This window comes from Clostridium sp. 16K-1-R1, from assembly GCF_023921145.1.
In the GTDB taxonomy this organism is placed as follows: domain Bacteria; phylum Bacillota; class Clostridia; order Clostridiales; family Clostridiaceae; genus Sarcina; species Sarcina perfringens.
This window is the reverse complement of sequence record NZ_CP046515.1, coordinates 212,802-233,468: the sequence shown is the minus strand read 5'-3', so window position 1 is coordinate 233,468 and position 20,667 is coordinate 212,802. Positions and strand designations below refer to the sequence as shown.

Genomic DNA, 20,667 nt, shown 5'->3' with positions numbered 1-20,667 from the left:
TGTTATTTTTTAATATTTTATCATTATTTTCTAAATAAATTAACTTATTAATAATTAGATGAAAAACCCTCTTTTATTTCTTTAAGTTTTTTAGTTAAAATTTACTCTTTATTATTTATTAGGGGTTAAACTTGATTTTCTGTGAATTATATTGAAATTTAGTTTTTTATTTATTATTATCCTTAATAATTTATTATAATTTATATTTTTTTGATTTTATTGGAAAATGATTTTGAAGAAACTTTATAATTAATTGTTTTTGAAGAGTTTATGTAGAAGTATAGCCAATTAAACGATTACTAAAATTTTTACTTATTAAGTATTTGCTATAACTAAAGAAGAAAATTCTTTAAAAAGTATTTTTCTACATTTAATTTTAAAAATTATTAGTAAGTTAAAATTAAATTTTTAGAATAGAATTATAAAAAAAGATATGTATTAACTTTAATTAGCTTTATTTACTTTAATTAAAATAACTTTGTAATTTAAAGTAAAAAAATAGAGCTATAATTTCCTTAATGAATCATAACTCTATCTTCTTTAAATTGTATCCCCTTACCCCATCCTCGCTTATTATTAATAGTCATATGGTTGTAAATTGTAATTCTTAAATAGTACCCATGTAACTTGTTTGAGCATAAATTATAAAATAAGTATCTGCTCCTAGATACATGTATAATCACCTTTTTCCCCAGGTTAGGATTTATGACCTCCTTAATAAAAGCTACCAACATTTAAACCTCTATTTAATTAATCTATTATCTAGTTTAAACTAGGAATAATTAACTTTATAATTTAGATACTTTTATTCCATTAAATCTATTGTCCAGTTTAAACCTTGCAACTTAGTGTCTAGTTCTCTATATTCCTTAGAATATTTATTTATTTCTCTCTGTAATTGATCTACCTTCATTGCAGAAAATATTTTTATTTCAGTTTGAGAGTATCTATTTACTTTTACTGTAGCTTCTTCAGCTATTTCTTTTAATGTGCTTATCTTCTTTCCAAGCATATCTCTTTTTACAATCAAATCAGAAATACTTTCATTATTACTAGTTATGTAATTACTATTAGTTTTATTAATCTTTAGAATTAACCCCTCTAATTCACTTACTTTTAACAGTATCTCATCATATAGTGTATATGGGTTCTCAGAGGGTTTCTCACCTTCTTGAACTAGTAAGTTTTGATTTATTCTATTTTTTAAACTCATTAATTCTTTTTGTAAATCTGCTCTTAAAATCAATGCCTCAGCTAATTTCATTTTAACTCCTCCAATAAAAATTTTATTAAACTCGGCTTCATAAACACTTTTTAATTCATATGAATCTAATACATGTAAACCAAATTTATTGTATAGTGATGTCCAAAACAAATCTAATATTTACTTTATTATAACTCTAAAATATGAAATAAAAAACTGATTTTAGCCTAGCTAAAATCAGTTTTTTACTTTAGTTTAATTGTAAGTAATACTAGATCCAGGATATAAAGTTGTTCCCCATATTGAAACATTTATATTGTTTGTTAATGGAACATCATATTCACTTATAACATCTCTCCACCATTCCCAAGCAAGGCCTGTACACTCTCTTGCCTTTATTCTTATATTTCTTACATTGGCTTCAAGAGGTATTACTGTTGAATAGTGAGCTGTTTTATCTTGATAATTTCCATCCCATGTTTTATGAGTTAAAACTTCATTTCCTTCTTTATCATATGAAACTTCATCCCAGGCTACTTCAAACTGTGCAACATAGGCTCCACTATGATCTAAGTTTATTTTTCCCTTAGAATACTCTGTAGAAGTTGTTTCTATATAATCTGTTTTATTGTGAACAGCAGCAACTGAGTTATCTTTTAAGAAAACACTAGTATAAGATATTGGATATGCTGGGTTTTTTGTACTAAAAGTTGCATTGTCTTTAATTACTTTTCTTATTTCATCAAAGTCTTTAGTTACAACTTTGTTATGTTCTTGTGCATCTCCTCCTAAAACTACTGCTGTGAAGGAACTATTTTCATAAATATCTTTATATTGTTGACTATTTTTTATGTCAGTGTTCTTTATAAGAGCTTTGAAAGCAGCTTGTACATCTTTACTACTAGAAGTAGTTTCTAACTTAACATATATTGTTCTTCCATAAGCTACATTTGAAACCATAAGTGGAGGTGCTTCATTACTTACTCCCTTTTGTTTTAAATCATTAAATGTAACACTGTCATCAAAAAGATCTGATGGATTCTTAGGTAAGTCTGCACTTACTGTATAGAATATTTGTTTATATGCTAAAATCATAACTTTTTTCTCATTGTTTGCTACTGCATTAAAGTCTACTCCAAGTGAGTTTTCAAGGACTTTAGCATTAACATTAAGGGCACTTGATATTTGTGATTTACTATAAACCATAGATTCTGAATATTGAGTTCTTGCTGGTAAAGTATGTGTAGATGAATATTTTTCATTCCACTTAGATACTAATTCATCAATTGCTCCAGAAACTTTTCCATAGGTTGGATCATCAACCTTTATGCTATTTTCACCCTTTAATCCTGGTAAATCTATATTAATGTTAATAGGCTTTCTTTTTACCATTAAGATTGTAGGTCTATTTTCCACAAATGCTTTATCTGCAAGTTGTAATGCTCCTGGATATGTACGGTCATTTACAGAATCAATTATTGATATATCTACTGGTGATGTTGTAAGGGATCTTTTTTGACGTTCTACAACTATAAATTTATTACCAGTCTTTTTACCTTCCTTTGGAACAAAACTTTCAATTTTATCTCCATTACTAGCTAAAACTTCATTTCTATTGTAACTTAAGCTTGATATTCCAGAATCAATACTTTGATTTTTATCTGTTATATCCTTTGAGAAACTGATTACTGGTTGAGAAAACAGACATAAAGCCATTGCAATACTTGCTATTAATTTTGTTTTCTTAAATCTTATCATAATATAAATCCCCCTTTTTTTAATTTTTCCCTCATTTATTAAGCTCATAAATCCTAAAAACTTTATAATGCTTTTAAGTTTTAAAAACTTAATAGGGTTTAAAAGACTTATTATTTTGAACTTCAAGTAAACATTTTCATTTAACTTTTTAGTAAATCTTAAGAGTTTAAAAGTATCTTAAGAACATTATTTTTTGAGTAAACATAGCTTAAATAAACTCTAATTTTTTCTTTTCCCTAAACTCTCTCTAAAGTTAAAATTCAGTTCAGAAAATATTCACTTAATATTCATTTATAATAAGTACCCTTAATATATCAGAGGAAATAATCTCATTCAATACTTTGTGCAGAACTGGGCTTTAATCGTGAATAACTGGGATTCCAATTATAATATGAGTTCCATTTATGGAATTTGAATCCACAAAAAATTTTTCTATTAATTAAAAAAAATCCTTCAAATTTTCTATTATCTATATTAATAAAAAAGATTTTAAATTTTATTTTTTACTAAGTTTATAAGTTTTAAATTAAAAAAGGGATGCACCAAAATATAAAAAGTTATTTTGATACATCCCTAATATTATATTTTTAATTATTCTAATTCTAAATCATTTCCACGTATCTCATCTACTGTATGTATTTTGTAGTTTTTAAATAATAAATACCCTAGGTATCCACTACCTGCACTTACAACTACACATGCTAGAGAAGCCATTAATACCTTAAATGCTGGGTTATATGCAAACATTACAGCAAAACCAGCAATAGGGGTAGCTGTCCCTGGAGACATATTAGTAAGTCCCATTAAAACTATTATAATCCCACATAAAGCGCCACCAATAAAATTAGTTACATAAATAGGTATAGGGTTAGCTGTTATTATATCCGCCTGCGTTAATGGTTCTATGGCAACTGATATTGTATCTTTTTTGCTTCCAAACTTCATTTTTTGGAATAAAACAAAATTTAAGAAAGATGAGCCAAAAACTGATAATGCTCCTATTGCCATTGGTGCTCCTGTTAGTCCAAGCATAGCTGTTAAGGCCATTGAACTTAAAGGTGCCGTAGCAACTACAGTTATAATTCCTCCAAGTATTATTCCCATTGTTATTGGATTAGAGTTTGCTGAAGCTATTAAAACCTGTCCTATTTTTAATAAAGTAGAATCAACTACTGGTGCTGTAAAATCACCTATTATTCTTGTAAGAGGCGTAGCCACAACTATTATTACAATTAAATCTAAACCACTTGGTAATTTTTCTTCTAAGAATTTAACCACAAATGACATTAAATAACCTGCTATAAATCCTGGTAATATTCCTAATCCTGAACATGATAGTCCTATTAAAACTGAATAAACTGGTGAAACTCCTAAAGCTAATGGTACAAGGATTGCTGCTGCCACTCCTCCCAAGCTTCCATTAGCATCTCCAACCTTCTTTAAAAACTCTATATTTAGAACATTTCCAAAGAATGATGAGTGAAATGCCTCAACTAAAAAGCTTGCACAAGCGGCCCCTGCCAATGCTCCCATAGCCTTCATTCCATGTGGTGCCTTATAACTAAATAAGGTAAACAATCCTAAAACTATTAATAAAAGTCCTGCCCCAATTAAAACTTGCATAAATTTTCCTCCTTAGTTTTTAAAAAACTTTTCCTTTAAACGTTTACTAATTGATTTATAATAAAATTTATTATTATCTATTAAATTTTTAAACTTACCTTAATTATTTGCTTTTCATATATAACAATATTAATTTATAAATATTCTTTAAAAGTTTATGTATAAATTATTAAAGTTATTTTATATTTTATACTAATTTTCAAGAAAATCAAACATTTTTTAATAAAAAACAAAAAAAACTGATTTTTACATAAATAAAAACCAGTTTTTTTCAGTTTTAATTTGTAATTAATACCTGATTTAAAATACTTTCTAAGCACTTCATATTAAGCTAATTTTAAATCTTACCCAGTATTCCCTTACGCATATATTTAATGAAACTAATTATGTATTAATAATACTTCATTTTTCTAATATATTAATCTCAACTTTTTTTTACTTTCTGAAAAATTGAGAGTTAATCTTAAAATAATTTTATATATTTTCAACTAATTTTGGGCCCATAAAAATCCTTAAGAGATAAAACTTTCTTTATTTTAGTTGAAATGCTAATTTTTTTAAGTTATATTTTAGATGTAACATTTACATATTTTAATAAAAAATATTTTATCTATTTATAAAAATTTGTAAGTAATATATTAAGCAAATTCTAAATGGAAAGGTTTAAACATGTTTAAAGAAGATTTATTAGAAACATCTGAAAAAATTCAATATAACATTTTTAAAAAAGTATATGTAAATAATGGGAAGATTAATAAAAATGATTTATGCTCTGATTTAAATATATCATTGCCAACTTTAAAAACTCACTTAAAGAAAATTGAATACTTATTAAATAAATATTATAAATCAAAAGTAAAAATATCCTCTTCAAAGGACTTTATTTTTTTAAAGTATGAAACTGGAGTAAGTCTTCATTCTTTAACAACTTACTACATAGAAAGTTCTCTTAAATATAAACTTTTAAAATTTTTCTTTATTAAGCACACCAAGAAATTTACTGGAATACAAATTTGTAATTACTTTAATATAAGTTTAGCAACTTTAAACAGAAAAATATTAGAATGTAATTCACTCCTAAAAGAGTTTGATATATCTATTAAAAACTATGAACTTACAGGTTCTCAACTTCAAATATCTTATTTTTATTATTTATTATTTTGGAATAACAGAATAGATATATCTTCTGTGGTATCAGCTAACCACAACATAACTGAAGTAATTGAAAAAACTTTTAATATCACCTTAAAAATTAGTGAAAAGTATCCCTTGTATACTTGGTTAAAAATCTTAATGATAAGAAAAAAATTTTTTGTTGAAGATTTCTTTAAGGATGAATTCACCAAAAAGAATTTAAGCATATTAGAAAACACTGAAATTTTTATAGATCTTAAAAATTTCTTTGAAAAAGATTCCTTAAGTAAGTCCTCTAGTACATACTTAGCATACTCTACTCTTTGCTTTATTTTAAGTTTTAATATAATCCCATATGAAGTTATTAAAGAATTTTCTACAGTTAATGAAAGTACTCCTTTTAAGATTTTTTCTTTAATGACTGAGGAAATGAGTAACTTATATACCACTCACCCTAATAACTTCAATAATGAAGTGAAATTGCATTTACTAAGTTTATGCTTTAAAAGTTACTTCTTTAAGGGAATTTTTTATTCAAACAATAAAATTGTTACAAATTATTATCTAAATGAATTCACAAGTGATTCTAGAGAAAAATTTGTTAATGACTTATTATTAAAAATTAACTCTTTATATAAAGTAAAATATTCTTTTGATCCAGATTACTTTAAACTTTGCATAATATTAACCTTAAATTATCTTAATGGAGTGTCCAAACATTCCCTTACTATAGGTATTTTATCTAGAATAGATAGTTTGATTCTTAACACCACTATTGATTATTTAAGAAAATTTTTAAGAAGAAAATTTGATGTTATTGTGGAAGTTTATGATGAATATAAAAAAGAAAATTATGATCTTGTAATTACAAACTTCGATCCTAATTACATACCAAAAAACTATAATAATATTTATATATTTTCAAATTTAGCAGTACAATATGACTTAGGTAATATAGTTAAAATACTAAATGAAATAGAAAAAACTAAATTTGAAGGATAAAAGAAAAAGGGCTATATAAAAACAATAAGAAAAATCACAAAAATATTTAGAGAATCCTTAAACCTCTATAAGAATTTGTAATCTTTATTAAAAGTTTGTTTTGATACATGCCCTTTTTAAAATTAATATATTTTCATAATTTTAAAATACACTATCTAAATTTTAATAAAAGAAACATATTAAAATTTTTTCTTTAAAGATTTTTACATTGTATTTAGCAAGTCTCTTACTTCCATAAGAGCAAAACCTAAGAGATTTTCTCCCTTCCAAGCTGTAGAGTCTTCTATATTCTCATCCTTTGCACCCATTCCTATTCCCCAAATAGAGTCATATGGACTTGCTTCAACTATTATTTTATCTCCTGTGCTTAATAAAAACTCCTTAAGATTTTCATCTTGAGAAAACTTAGCTAAATTTCCACTCTTAACAATTTCATATTTTTCTCTATTCCAAAGCTCTTCATTGAAGTTTTTAATCTTTCTTCCTAAGTCTTTTATTTCTTTTTGATTTTCAACAGATAATATTTCTTCTAAGGTTTCATAATCCTTAAATAACCTTGCCTTTTCAGCCATCATATACTTCTCTGCACAGTTATACAAAACTCCATTAACTGTGAAATCAGAAAGGTACCATTGGCTAAAACAAGCCTTAGTTATTTTCCCATTTTTATTTTTTGTATGTCCCCAGAAAAATAAAACCTCTAGTTTCTCTCCACTTTTTAACTTCTCGCAAACACCTTCTACAGAATATCTCATAATACCTCCCCCTTACCTTACTTATATTCTAAATTAACTATAAAACTTTAAATAGACTTTTTTCTTAAAATAACTTCTACTCAGCACTTATATTAAAGACCTCTGAAGCCTTTCCATTGAACATATTATCATAAAATTCTATTTCTAAATTATTTGATTCATTGTTTAAGGCAAATGACATATTAGCAGTACACTTTTTCCCCTTACTAATAGCTTGAGGATATTTTTCAGCACCAGCTGGGTATGTTTCTAAAACATTTCCTGAAGCATCATAAACTTTAAAATTACTATCAAATACATATAAGTTTTCTTCGTCTGCTATATTTTCGTAAGTATATTCTATTACAACAACCTTTTCTGCTTCTTTTTCAGAAAATTGATTTCTTTCATCTGTAAGTTTTACATTATCTATGGTTATGGCCATTGATTTAACTCCATTTTCATCATTTATATAAGCCGTTTCTCCAATACTTAATGGTCTTTTATCTTCTTCAGTTTTTTCATTTATCTTATTGTCCAAATTTTCTTCAGTTAATTCTTCATTAAGAGTTTCAACTGCCTCACCCTCTTTTTGAAGAGCAACCTTTTCAAACTCTAATAATTGGTCATATCTTTCTTTAGTTAAATTAACTCCTGAATTGCTGTTTCCTAAAGCAATTCCTCCAATAATAAAACAAATTATTCCTATGGCTATTTTACTTGTAAATACTGATTTTAACTTTTCTTTATTCATATTACCTCCAAGATTAAATCATAAATTATATTTTAATATCCATATTTACAATATTAACCATTTAATTTTTCTTTAATACATATAACCCCCCTATCATTAAAATATTTTTATATTTTAAAACTTAATTTCAAATAATACTTGTAATTAATAAACTCTTATAATGTTTCTTAAAAAATAATATTAACTTAAAGTAATATAAAAAAAATGGAGTTATTTAAAAACTCTCATACAAAATTATAAATTTTATATATGAATTTTTATAAATCTCCATTTAAATAAAATATTAAAGTTTTTCCATGTACTTAAAGACATCTTTTCTGAATATAACCCCTAAAGCACAAGCTATTAAGGCTATTACACCAATAATTATTACTCCTACAATATTACCCTCTGCTAAGTTTGCTCCCATAAAAGAAGATGCAACTAAGGCTGGTATTCTTCCTATCATAGAGAATATTATAAAGTGTCCTATTGTTATGTTACTTAAGGCACAAACCATAATAAGTGAATCCTTAGGTGCTCCTGGTAAAAAGAATAGTATTACCAATATAAGCTTAAACTTAGGGCTATTTAAAATCTTTTCTAATTTATCATACATATCCTTAGGTACAAATCTTTGTACTAGCTTCTTTCCAAACTTTTGACATATGTAAAATAATATTGCAGATCCAACTGCTATGCCGAAAAAGGAAAGTAAACTCCCTCCTAAGGCACCAAATATATATCCCCCAGCAGCTTGTATAACCTCTCCTGGAATAAAGAATATAACAACCTGTAATATTTGAAATACAAAAAATATTACTGCTGCCCAAGGACCAAACCTTTCAAGATAACTCTTTACAACTTCACCATTAGTAATTAATTTATAAAAAACCATTATATGCTCTCTAGTTAAATAAAGAGTTATACATACAAATATTAAAACTATTATACTTAAAATTATTAAACTCTTCTTCTTCATAAATAAACTTAAATCTTAAATTTTCCTCCTTAAATAGTTTTTAAATTCTATTTTAAATAAGTATTTATTCTATCTATTATTTTTCTAAAACAAAGAACTATTTAAAATAAAATTATTTTCTAAAGTTAATATAAATTAAAATTATATATAATCTAACTTTAACCATATTAACTCTTTTTTATGTAAATCACTTGCAATTTTTTACATACATTATAACCTATAATCTTAAACTTATATATTATAATAATCTTAAATTTACATTACATTCTTATTTAATATCAAATTATCATAAAAAAAGAAGATATATCAAAATATCTTTTAATAAAACCTACAAAAATATTTATAGAACCCTATAGCTCAATATTACTGTAAGTTTTATCATTAACTTTTGATACATCTTCTAATAATTCTATTTAAATATATAAAAAACTTTAAATTCTTTAAATTATAAAATTTTACTATAAAAAATCAAGTCTATTTTTCATAGCATCTTAATATTCTAATATAATGATTTGCCTCTCTTAAAACATGATCAGAAAGAAGTGGTAATATTAAGGATTTTATATTGCAATTCATTATTCCCTTTGTACCCTCTTCCTTGAAATCTCTTAACCTAGTTGTTTCCTTTAAGGTTTCATGAGTAACATTGTCTATTGTCACATTGGTAACATTATTTAGTTGTTGAATTAATTCATTAAACTCAAAGGCAAATTCATGAGCAGTATTTATTAATTCATACTCACTTGGATCTAATAAACCTCTTATAAATAGTGAATGTTCCATCATAATTTCATTCCAAAAAGCTTCTGTCTTGCTAATATTCACCTCATCTATATCTCTATTGCACTCAATATCATCTATATATGAACGATATAATTTAGCTTCTTCTATGGTATGTTCAACAAGTGATGGATAATTACTTGTGAAAATCTTACAACATAATACATCATCTAAAATTTTCATCTTAAGATCTATTAATTCATCTATTAATTTAATAGCCTTATTGTTAATATCTTTTACACAGCTTGCCACTTTAGAATCAATACCCTTTTTAGGAGCACACATTAAATCCTTTTCCATTGTTGTTATTTTAGAATTAATATTGATTCCTGTATAATGCTCTGTTTTCTTTTCTGTCTCTAAAGTATAATCTGTAAAGACTTCTCCTGAATCTACTATGGATTGTCTAACCCTTCCCTTACTTAGTTTAACTACATCAAATAAAAGTTTTTCAAGATTTCCCTTGCACTTATCAAGTTCCTTAGCTAGTTTTGAATTCTTAGGTCCTAGTCCTGCCTCTAAAAATATGGCATGCTCTTTCATAACCCTCATAAAAAAAAGATGTAATTCTAATGATGAGGTAACATATTTTTCTCTAGATATCATAATATTCTCCAATTTAATTTTTTATATATTATACTCTTAAAGGAATAATTGTGTTCTTAAGTGCATAGTTATCTACTCTTATTTTTCCCTTTAAATTTCATAATTAAAAACAATAAGAAAATAATTATTAGCACTGAAATTAATATTATAACTATTAGTATTAAATTTTCATTTGAATGATTAAAAGTACTTATTTCCTTTTGAACCTGCACTTCAGTCCTTTCACTTAAATCAGTTCTCTCTCCCCTTACTAATAAACGTTCAGTATTAATTCCATAAGGATAACAAGTTAGTAAAGTTACATAGTCCTTATCCTCTGATATTTTTAGGTCATCAATTTCATCTGGGTGAACAACTTTTATTTGATTCACTTTATAAGCAAGATCCTTTTTTAAAATATGTAAATAAAAAACATCTCCATCTTTTAGCTTGTCTATATCAGTAAAAAGTTTTTGATTTGCTAATCCAGTATGAGCTGATAAAACTGAATGAGTATTTTCCCCTCCCACAGGAAGTGATGTCCCCTCTAAAACTCCAACACCTTTTTTTAAAATATCAACTGAACTTCCATAGTATATAGGTAATTTAATATTTATACTAGGAATTTCTATGTACCCTAAGACATCCCCTTCATGAATATTTAAGCAATCTGGCAATTCATTTTCAGCAGTTCCATTAAATAAATCATAATTATACTTATTAATATTTTTTATTAAATCATCAACCTCTTCATCCTTAACATTATTTATCTTCTCTGTATAATCAGAAATTGTAGAAACTGCAAATTTATTATTTATGTAATTAGAAAAACTAGGATATAACAAAAATCCTAGAGCAATAAGTGTAATCAAAATTAAAATAGAAAAATATATTTTTTTTAGCCTTTTCAAAAAATCTAGTGCTATATCAAAGTTCATTAATTATAGATTATTTTGATATGCACCAACTCACCTCCTAAAGTTTAATTAACCTAAAAGACGAAAATCCTCATGTCATAAAAAAACTTCTTTTTATAATTTAAATTAAAAAGAAGTTTTTATTTATATGCTCTATATTTAATTTTTAAGTCTATTTTTAAGTTTAGTTCTTAGTTTTTCTGCTATTTTCAAATTTAGCGTAGCCAAGTCCTAGTATAGCTAAAACACAAACTATACTTAATAAGATAATAGCTATTTTTATAAATCCTGTGTTTCCTAATCCCCCTGTTGATGGAAGAGAAAATCCAGCATGGTTTTCTATTTGAACATTAAATAATATATTTCCATCATTCTCTGAAATATCATTTATTATTTGTCCTGCTTTATTTCCATTAGAAATCTCTATAGTTGCAGCTCCTGTGTAATTTCCAGACTCATCTTTATTAGCTGTAATTGTCACTTCTACTGGATTTTTTAATAAGCTATATCCAGATGGAGCTACTTCCTCTGTAATAAGGTACTTTCCTTCTTTTAAGCCTAGGAATGTTGTAATTCCCTTTGAGTTAGTTACCCCATTTCCACTTAAAGAAACCACTTGTCCTTTTTCATCATATGTATATTTAGCTACTGTCTTTCCACTTTCATCTTTTATTGAAAACTCAGCACCTTGTAAAAGCTTAGAATTAAGTTCTGAATCAACCTTTGTAATACCCAATCCCCAAGTATAAGTAGTAACCTTATCAGTTAATTTCTTATAACTATCCTTAACATATGGGTTATTAGTATAATCTAATTGTATGTTGTTAGTGTTTCCCACATTTTCTTGAGTGCTAAGAACGGCCTCATTATTTAATGTAGCTTGGTAATTTAAAGTTATTCCAGTCTCTGCATAAGCTTTTATATTCTCATATACAAAGTTTATTGTAATAACTGTTGATCCATCTTCTTGTTTTTTTACATCTACAGTATAATCTGTATCCTTAGCAAAAACTTTATCTCCTGAAGTCACCTTAAAGCCAGTTTTCTCATCATATGTTAATCCCTTGCTCATAGTGTCAGTAAATTTGTACATTATATTCTGTGCATTCTTTTGATAAACTGGTATAGAAGCTTTTACTTCGTATTTAACAACATCTCCAATATTCTCAGATGAAGTTTTAACTCTTTGATTCTCTTTAACTATGTTTTTTTCTAATATAGGAGTGTTATCCTTTGGATTAATAGTTACATCATAATTCCATGAATCTCCTGAAACTTGAGGAACTGAAACTATTATAGGTGTTGAAGCAACTGCTGCCCCCTCTGAATCACTTGAAGTTTCTGTAACTAGGTAATAACCTAAGTCAACAGTATTTTTTTGTCCATCTGTAAGTTCTTGTCCACTCTTTTTGTTATCAAGAATATATTTATGTAAGTTAACAGCAAACTCTTTTACTTCTTCTCCATTTAATTTTTGAATTGATTCTTGGCTATAAGAACCATAATTAGAATTATTAAAGAAGTCTTTTAAATCACTATTTACTGAGTATTCATATGCATCCCCACTTTTAGTTGCATCTAATAACTTATATGCAGTAAAGGTAGCACCTTTTTTTGATATTGTGATACTTCCCTTAATAGGAGCATCTTTGGAAATTGATGGCGTAGCCGCAAATACAGGTATTGATGTTGTAATAAAAACAAATATAAACACCATTATAAAACTAAACTTTTTTAATATATTATTTTTCATTTATTAATTCTCCCTTTCTTTTAAAACAAATTCTGTAGTACTAACTAGGCTTAATACAGCTGCTAAAAGTGTAATTCCAATGAATGAAAACTTAGAAGTTCCACTGCCCCCTGTTTCAGGTAGTATTATTCTTGGAACATTTTCAACTGAAATATCATATGTATTTGTTTCTGTATTTTTATTTAAAATTATTTTTTTACCTTCTTTTCCAACTCTATAAAAACTTTCTTCAAAATCTAGAGTTATATAAATATCATCACTTAATTTATATCCCTTAGGAACCTTAACCTCTTTTAATATGTATTTTCCATAAGGCAAATTGTTGATTTTAAAAGAGGCACCATCTTTTGATGGTATTAACTTTCCGCCCCCCATTGGATCTAATTCATAAACTTTTAAATTTTTATTATAAGCAAATTTTATTGGTTTTTTTGGATTTTCCTCTTTAAATAGTTTAAAGTTAGCACCTAAAATAGGCACTCCCTTTTCATTTATTTTATGTATTGCTAAGTTTACAGTAGTCTTTATAGGATTTCCTTCCCATGGCACCTTAACCACCTTACTATCCTCATTTACAATAAACTGAATAGGAGTTTTGTTTAGCTCATATCCCTCTGGCGCTTTTATTTGTTCTAAATTGTACACTCCATCAGGTAATTCAAAGCTTACAGGCTCTCCATTTTCAAATGTAAACGTTTTTATTTCTTCATTGTAAATATCTCTAACAGTTTCCCCTTCTTTAGTTGTTAACTTAAAAACTGCTCCTTCAAGTAAGCTTGGATCATCATACTCAGCAGATAGAATAAATTCCACTATAGGATTCTTTCTAGTTGAAACCTCATTAGTTGGATTTCCATTTACATATGCAATATTTTTTACTACTTCCCCTGGCCCTACATTTTTCATACTTGCTTCTATGGTGATATATGCTGGCTTTTTAGCATCTATATCTCCATTACTATTTTTAATAACTAATTCCTTTGTGTTTTCATCAAAATCAGTTATAAATTGATCTGTAGCCGTAATCTTAATATCACTTAGTCTAGGATCTAATTTATCAATAATATTTAAAGTATCCTTAAAAAAGTATCCATAGGAATCAAACTTAATATCATATTTAATTTTTTGGTCATTAGGATTATTTTTAACTTTTGTCTTATCAACATATTTATAAACATTTAATGCTCCTGCATCCTTTGATAACTTTGAATAATGCTTTGAAGGCAACTCTTTATCATCATCATAATATAATTTAGCATCATTTAAATATCCACTTTCAGTAGAAGTAATACGAGTTTCATAAATAACTGTATATCTCTCATATCTTATGTCACCAAAATTTATTTCTAAATGTTTGGTATCAGCCTTTATTCTATTACTCTCCCAAAAGTCCTTGGTAACATCACTACTTCTTTCATCATAGTAACCCATTCTTTTTATGCATATACTATTTACATCTAAAGCCATGCCCTTTGGAATATTATCAAAAAAATCAGCATTACTTAAATAACTTCTTGTATTTGGATTTACTCCATCACCTAAATTTATTTCCACAAAATATTTTATAGGTTTATTCCTGTCTACTATCTCTCCATAATACTCTCTTCCTTGCTCCTTATCTGTAGCAGCTGTTGGTAAATCAGCAGTCTTATACATAAGAGGGTATTGTCCACCAGAACTAGGATGGGAATATTCTTCTCCTGTTATATAAACAGTGCTTGGCTTTCCATTTAAATCAATACTAATTGGGTAACTTACTCCCTTTCTAATATTGCTATTTCCCACAAATCTTATAATCATATATCCTGTTACAGCTTTTTCTACATTTTCATTAAAGGTTAAAGTTACCACTCCATCCTTAACATCAAAATCCTTAAAATGCTGATCAGGACATTTAGGCTCTATGTCTTTAAATATATCTGGCAAACTGATAACAATTTTATCACCATCTTTAAGCTTATCTTTATTCAAAATCTTATAGTCAATTCTTAAATTATTGCTTATGTCTTTAGCCACAGTATTACTCTCAAAAGTAGTGCTTGTAATTTCAACAGCCCCATCATTTTGAACTGATTTTGATTCTTCTCCTAAAACAATGCTTCCAGGGAAGATCATAATTACTATCATAGAAATAACAACTGACCATAAGGTAAATATATTGAAATTTTTACTATTCTTCATAAAATAAGCCCTCCTCTCTTAAAAAATGGAAAATAAAAAACCGACTATATTTATAACTTTTTATAAATATAGTCGGTTGCATCACTAACTCAGCATATTCCAGATGCCCAAATACAGAATATACATCAACGTTTCTATAACATTTTAATATTTACTAATTATTTCTTAAAATTCATTACTTTTTAACACTTAATTTTCAATTTGTATTTGTATGTTACAGTATTTTAAAAAAACTGTCAAAAAACATTTTTTACAGCAAATATTATTTGTTAATTATATTAAGTTTTTATTTTTAAAACAATATATTTTGCATATATATTTTATTAATTTAATAAATAAATTTTGATTTTTTTACACTTTTAATATAGGGTTTTATCAAGGTTTTAACGCTAATTTTATATTTTAAATTTAAAATATCCTTAAAAAACTTCCTCTAAATTTAATTCCTTAATATATTTTTTTGGAACATAATTACAAAGCCATACATTATTTTTAGATAAATAAAACTTAATTCCATCATTAAACATACTCTCTGAATCTACTTCTAAAATAACTAAATCACCATGTCTTTTTCCAACAATACTTGCAGTTTCTATATCCTTTGATAAATGAACATAATTTCTTTCCTTCTTTATAAGTCCATTTTTCAAAATTGACTCTAAATATTTTCTTCCAGTACCATGATATAGAACCTTTGGTGGCTTAATAGGCTCTAAGCCTAGATCTACTTTAATTGAATGACCTTGATTAGCTCTTATTTTGCTCTTATCCTCATTGAAAGAATATCTACCCTTTGAATCTTCTCTAACTATTCTTTCTAAATCATCCATGCTAAATCCTTCATAGGACTTATTTAGCCCCTCTATCAAATCTAATACACCTAAATATCCATGCTCATCTAGTTTTAATCCTATTTCTTCTGGCTTATGTCTTAGTATTAAACTTATGTATTTACTTATCTTTGAATCATTATTTTTCATTCCACCAATCCCCTTACTCTCCTATGATATTTCTAACTTATCCTAATAAAGAATAACAAAATTATCTCCAAAAATAAATTTTACATTATTCATAGGATTCTCTTCTTAATAAGAAAATTCTATCATAAATAGAATCTTTTTTACTGCTTAGCCCATGTAAATTTAATCTCTAAAAGTATTGTGACAGACTTGTACCAGACTTTTATAAATCCGTCACATGCCTTAAACCCTTGATATAACTTACTTAGAAGGACCTATGACGGACTTTGACGGACTTTTTTCTATTTCTATGTATACATGTATACTATATATTTTTTTATCTATATATTTTTTTATTTTTTTCTGTATACTACAGAAAAGGAAAAAGTCCGTCACTTCCGTCAAAACCATTGATATCACTAGAAAAACTCAGGTTTCAACTCCGTCAAAAATACGTCACAACTCCGTCACTAAAGGATAAAATATTAAAATAATAGCTCTTTTATATTATAAAATATAAGCAAAATTTAAATATTTTACCCACTTAATATGTAATTTAAAGATTAGTACTAACCTAGAAACTTCTTTGTCAGCTATAACCACTACTGAAAAATCGCTAGAAAATAAAAATTAAGTACTAATCTTAATATCTTATAACCATATTTTTATTTATAATTTTAGCAAAAATCTCAGTTATTTATGGTACGGTCTCTGTATTGGTATTAAATAAGGTTTTATCAAATTCAACTATTAGTTAAATTTGATAAAACCTTAAATCTATTTATTATACCCAATTAATATCTTCTAGTTTATCTATAAGTGTATTAAATCTATTCTTATTTATAGATATAGCTTGTGAGTGATCTGTTCTGCATTCTTTACTTTCTGAATATGCCAATATTACTTCCCATTTATAATTTCCATCTTTAAAATACTTCCAAACTAATCCATTTGTGTACAAATAATGTGAAATCCCTTTTTTCTGTTCTTCTACTTGAATTGTTTCAGAAAGAGACTTATTTGTTGCTTTTACTTCTATAAAACCATATACTTTTCCAATATCCATACGATACTTAAAATCTTCAGATAAAACTGCCATATCTGGAATACCTGCATCCGTTGTTAATCTTTCATCTCTATCTTTACGAAGACGGTTAATATCTACAAGTGACAGCTTGTCTGATTTTATGGTACTATCAATCACATTATAAACAAGTATCTCAACCCCAGCCTCGATAGGACATTTCAATATTACATCATTAATTTTGCGTTCATAATATTTATAATCCATCTTTTACTCCTTCTCAAATAATTAATTTCTTAACTATTCTCTATACAAATTAAAATTTACATATTACATATGTATAATAAAATTATACTATATACCCAATATACGAACCTAAATATTATAATCTTTTCATTGCTACTATTCCTCTATAACACAATATATAAATTTAATACCTTTAACCCAACATTTCTCAACATAAAAGAAGAAGGAATACCCTTAATAGGTACTCCTCCTTCTTTTACTACATCATTAATCCTCCCTAAAATATAAAAACTTCTATATGTAATCTAATTACACATAGAAGTTTATTATAAGTAATATCTTATTAAATATATTATTCTTAACTATAATATATATTTATATTTTAGATTTATTTCGTAATAGATTAAAATTATTCATTAAATATACTCTATTTAGCGTTCCAACATATTAAATACCGTATTAATAGAAATACATTTAGCATATCTATCATTCCACATAAATTCATTATAATACTTATAACTTTGCTCTCCACTAAAGAACTCATTATCAACAGTTGAGTTAGCATAGCTTGGTACAATCATATTAAATCCATGTTCAAAACCACACTTTATGGTAGCATCAATACATTTATCAGTTTGAAGTCCAACAACAATTATATCTTTTTCACCCTTTTCTCTTAAATATTCTAACAAACCAGTTCCTCTAAATGAACTATTTACATTTTTTACAAACACTTTTTCTTGTTCCATAGGCTTAAATTCTTCGTAAACTTCAAATCCATCTTTTCCTTTTATTAAATCACTTTCTACTCCATCATCATGTATTACATATAATACTTCAATGTTATTTTTTCTTGATGTATTAATTAAATCCCTAATATTTATAATAAAATTTTCAAAATTATATAATTTACTATTTATTAATAATTTTTGTGTATCAACCACTAATAAAACCATTTATGTACTCTCCATTATTTCATCAAATTCCCATTTATCTATATATTATCAGAAAAATTATTAATTCATATATAATACATTTATTTATTACTTAATATTTTTATTATTACGTATTATTCCATTTTAAATAAATATATCAAGTTGTTATTTTACAACAGCTTAATTACTTATAACTACTTTTTCATTATCCAATTTTAGTAAAAACCATACTTATTTATGGTATGGTTCTCCGTATCAGTATTAAGTGAGGTTTTTAATAGTAAAACTTAACATCCTTTATAAAACTTATAGGTATTTCTCCTTCAACATGAACATATTCTCCTATATTAATATAGTCATCATTTAATTCATTTCCTCCAAATCTAGTTATATTTTCATACTTAGTAGTATATCTAGACCCTTGTCTATTAGCAATTAAACTTGAATCTGTATAATATACATTAAACCCTTCTTTAATTAACTCTTCATCATCAATTAAAATAGCTACTACTTGTTCTTCTTTTTTTAAGTTCTTTTCTTCCCTAATTATATTTACTAAAATATTATTTTCATTTAATTTTTCAAATGATACCACTCCAAAATCTCTATCTTTTTTTTTCTAGGTTTTATGACTCCATCTTTTATAATACTTTCATAATTAGATTTACTTGTTAAATGTCTTATCATTTATCAATTACCTCCTAAAAAATGTACTTATACAAATATATTTTTTTATTTTTCAATATTTTTCAGATTAATAATAGTATTTATATTCTAACCTCTAAACTCAATACACTAACACCAACATTTCTCAATAGAAAAAGAAGAAGAATTATCATTTATAGATACTCCCTCCTCACACTCTCATTTATTGTTAGTTTTTTTGTGTCATTATCAAATGAAATTTTTATCTATTTCTTTCCTGGTTTTTTTAATGCTATTGCTATTACAAAGGTTGCTAAAGCACTAGCTCCATTTATAATCATTTTTTTAGTATCTTCTCTTTTTGATTGATGATAATTACAATACTTACTTCCATTTAATGCTTCATTATTACAACCTTTTTTCTTACAAGTATTATTCATAATTATTATCCCCTCCCTCTATAAAATCTTTTATATTATATTCTATTATTAGTTCATTATTATATTTAAGCTTATCCAACAACCTATACTGCCACTCATTATTATTACATCTTGGAGCTAGCCAATTTGATATCTTTCTTTCTTTTAGCTGAATATCTATTTCATTTAAATCCCCTATCATTAAATCAATCTTATACTTATCCATACCTTGACTTAATTTTAACTCTATCAAAGATATTTTTGCACGCTTTAAATATAGATAATCTTCACAAAGTTTATTAAACTTTCTACTTATATTCCATGTAGAAAACTTAACACTGCCAATATTCTTTTGTAAAAAATTCCTTTCTTCCCATTCCTTAAAAAAGTTCAACCCATCTTTAATTTCTTTCTTTATTACCTCTATAGCTTCATTTATTTCTATCTGAGCTCCATCCTGTAATCTATTTTTTCTATCTGAATCCACTTCGTAAAAAGACTGTTTTATCGTTTTTATAGCTCCATCGACCTTACCATACCTATCATTTCTTTGACCTCTTTCAATATCTTCTACTACACACATAATACATTCTAATTGTTCTTTGATAGCATCTAGTTTTTGTTCTGTTGCATACTCCCCTAATTTATCTAATTTTTTGTCATCTAAACCTTCTTTTATTTCTTCTAATTTAACTTGTTTTATTATTTTATTTTTGCTATCTACTATATTAGGTAATATTTCTCCTGCCTTACTTTCCATCAATTTTAGGTTTCCAATTTTCAACTCTTCTATAAATTCTTCTGGAATAATAACTTTTAAAATTGGTTCAACATCTTTATTATATTCTTCTACAACGTTAACTATATCAGCTATTGGTTTAATAAATATATCTTTTATCTTCTCTATATCTTTTTTATCCATATGATTTAATTCTTTATTTTTTACATTAAATATTTTTTTCTCCATAACCCCCACCATATTCATAGTATTTTATTCCTATATTTTCTATTATATCAAATTTAACTATAATTTTTAATAAAATACTAAATAAT

17 protein-coding genes and 1 riboswitch are annotated in these 20,667 nt (G+C 26.1%); of the genes, 1 reads left to right on the top strand and 16 read right to left on the bottom strand.

Annotation, left to right across the window (positions count from 1 at the left end; genetic code table 11):
- Positions 1-805: 805 nt before the first annotated feature.
- From GOM42_RS01060 to GOM42_RS01050, 3 genes are all read right to left on the bottom strand, one after another.
- Positions 806-1,264, bottom strand: a complete 459-nt coding sequence (locus GOM42_RS01060; RefSeq protein ID WP_003457578.1) for a DIP1984 family protein — start codon at positions 1,262-1,264, stop codon at positions 806-808.
- A 195-nt stretch (positions 1,265-1,459) separates the two neighbouring features.
- Positions 1,460-2,962 carry a cholesterol-dependent cytolysin perfringolysin O gene (gene pfoA / locus GOM42_RS01055; protein ID WP_110016490.1) on the bottom strand — a complete coding sequence of 501 codons (1,503 nt, stop codon included), beginning with the start codon at positions 2,960-2,962 and terminating at the stop codon, positions 1,460-1,462.
- A gap of 591 nt (positions 2,963-3,553) precedes the next feature.
- Positions 3,554-4,585, bottom strand: a complete 1,032-nt coding sequence (locus GOM42_RS01050) for a PTS sugar transporter subunit IIC (RefSeq protein WP_003457466.1) — start codon at positions 4,583-4,585, stop codon at positions 3,554-3,556.
- Between the two features lie 669 nt (positions 4,586-5,254).
- Between GOM42_RS01050 and GOM42_RS01045 the strand changes: the two genes are divergently transcribed.
- Positions 5,255-6,721 carry a helix-turn-helix domain-containing protein gene (locus tag GOM42_RS01045; RefSeq protein WP_003457592.1) on the top strand — a complete coding sequence of 489 codons (1,467 nt, stop codon included), beginning with the start codon at positions 5,255-5,257 and terminating at the stop codon, positions 6,719-6,721.
- A 203-nt stretch (positions 6,722-6,924) separates the two neighbouring features.
- Here GOM42_RS01045 and GOM42_RS01040 read toward each other — a convergent pair whose 3' ends face one another.
- From GOM42_RS01040 to GOM42_RS00980, 13 genes are all read right to left on the bottom strand, one after another.
- On the bottom strand, positions 6,925-7,476 hold the full coding sequence (locus GOM42_RS01040; protein WP_110077540.1) for an NADAR family protein: 552 nt from the start codon (positions 7,474-7,476) through the stop codon (positions 6,925-6,927).
- Positions 7,477-7,552: 76 nt separating this feature from the next.
- Entirely contained in the window at positions 7,553-8,209 is a 657-nt protein-coding gene (locus tag GOM42_RS01035; protein WP_011590087.1) for a DUF4352 domain-containing protein, read from the bottom strand.
- A gap of 283 nt (positions 8,210-8,492) precedes the next feature.
- Positions 8,493-9,170: a VTT domain-containing protein gene (locus GOM42_RS01030; protein ID WP_110035114.1), complete on the bottom strand. Its 678-nt coding sequence runs from the start codon at positions 9,168-9,170 to the stop codon at positions 8,493-8,495.
- Positions 9,171-9,644: 474 nt separating this feature from the next.
- A complete protein-coding gene (locus GOM42_RS01025; protein WP_003457567.1) occupies positions 9,645-10,556 on the bottom strand; it encodes a DUF2935 domain-containing protein in 912 nt (303 codons plus the stop codon).
- 68 nt (positions 10,557-10,624) lie between these two features.
- On the bottom strand, positions 10,625-11,473 hold the full coding sequence (locus GOM42_RS01020) for a class C sortase (RefSeq protein ID WP_110077539.1): 849 nt from the start codon (positions 11,471-11,473) through the stop codon (positions 10,625-10,627).
- A gap of 163 nt (positions 11,474-11,636) precedes the next feature.
- A complete protein-coding gene (locus GOM42_RS01015; protein ID WP_110077538.1) occupies positions 11,637-13,205 on the bottom strand; it encodes a SpaH/EbpB family LPXTG-anchored major pilin in 1,569 nt (522 codons plus the stop codon).
- Positions 13,206-13,208: 3 nt separating this feature from the next.
- Positions 13,209-15,386, bottom strand: a complete 2,178-nt coding sequence (locus GOM42_RS01010) for a SpaA isopeptide-forming pilin-related protein (protein ID WP_110077537.1) — start codon at positions 15,384-15,386, stop codon at positions 13,209-13,211.
- 61 nt (positions 15,387-15,447) lie between these two features.
- Positions 15,448-15,531, bottom strand: a riboswitch (cyclic di-GMP riboswitch).
- A 274-nt stretch (positions 15,532-15,805) separates the two neighbouring features.
- Complete coding sequence (locus tag GOM42_RS01005; protein ID WP_011590083.1) at positions 15,806-16,366, bottom strand: RNA 2'-phosphotransferase; 561 nt, start codon at positions 16,364-16,366, stop codon at positions 15,806-15,808.
- 763 nt (positions 16,367-17,129) lie between these two features.
- Positions 17,130-17,594: a hypothetical protein gene (locus tag GOM42_RS01000; protein WP_252597682.1), complete on the bottom strand. Its 465-nt coding sequence runs from the start codon at positions 17,592-17,594 to the stop codon at positions 17,130-17,132.
- 452 nt (positions 17,595-18,046) lie between these two features.
- A complete protein-coding gene (locus tag GOM42_RS00995) occupies positions 18,047-18,571 on the bottom strand; it encodes a cysteine hydrolase family protein (RefSeq protein ID WP_110077535.1) in 525 nt (174 codons plus the stop codon).
- Between the two features lie 253 nt (positions 18,572-18,824).
- The gene (locus GOM42_RS00990; protein WP_110077534.1) at positions 18,825-19,145 is read right to left on the bottom strand and encodes a hypothetical protein; all 321 of its coding nucleotides are present in this window, start codon (positions 19,143-19,145) and stop codon (positions 18,825-18,827) included.
- 316 nt (positions 19,146-19,461) lie between these two features.
- Positions 19,462-19,635, bottom strand: coding sequence for a hypothetical protein (locus GOM42_RS00985; protein WP_158024731.1), 174 nt, complete (start codon positions 19,633-19,635; stop codon positions 19,462-19,464).
- Complete coding sequence (locus tag GOM42_RS00980) at positions 19,628-20,581, bottom strand: hypothetical protein (RefSeq protein ID WP_146257400.1); 954 nt, start codon at positions 20,579-20,581, stop codon at positions 19,628-19,630. The genes GOM42_RS00985 and GOM42_RS00980 overlap by 8 nt, the downstream gene beginning before the upstream one ends.
- Between the last annotated feature and the right edge of the window lie 86 nt (positions 20,582-20,667).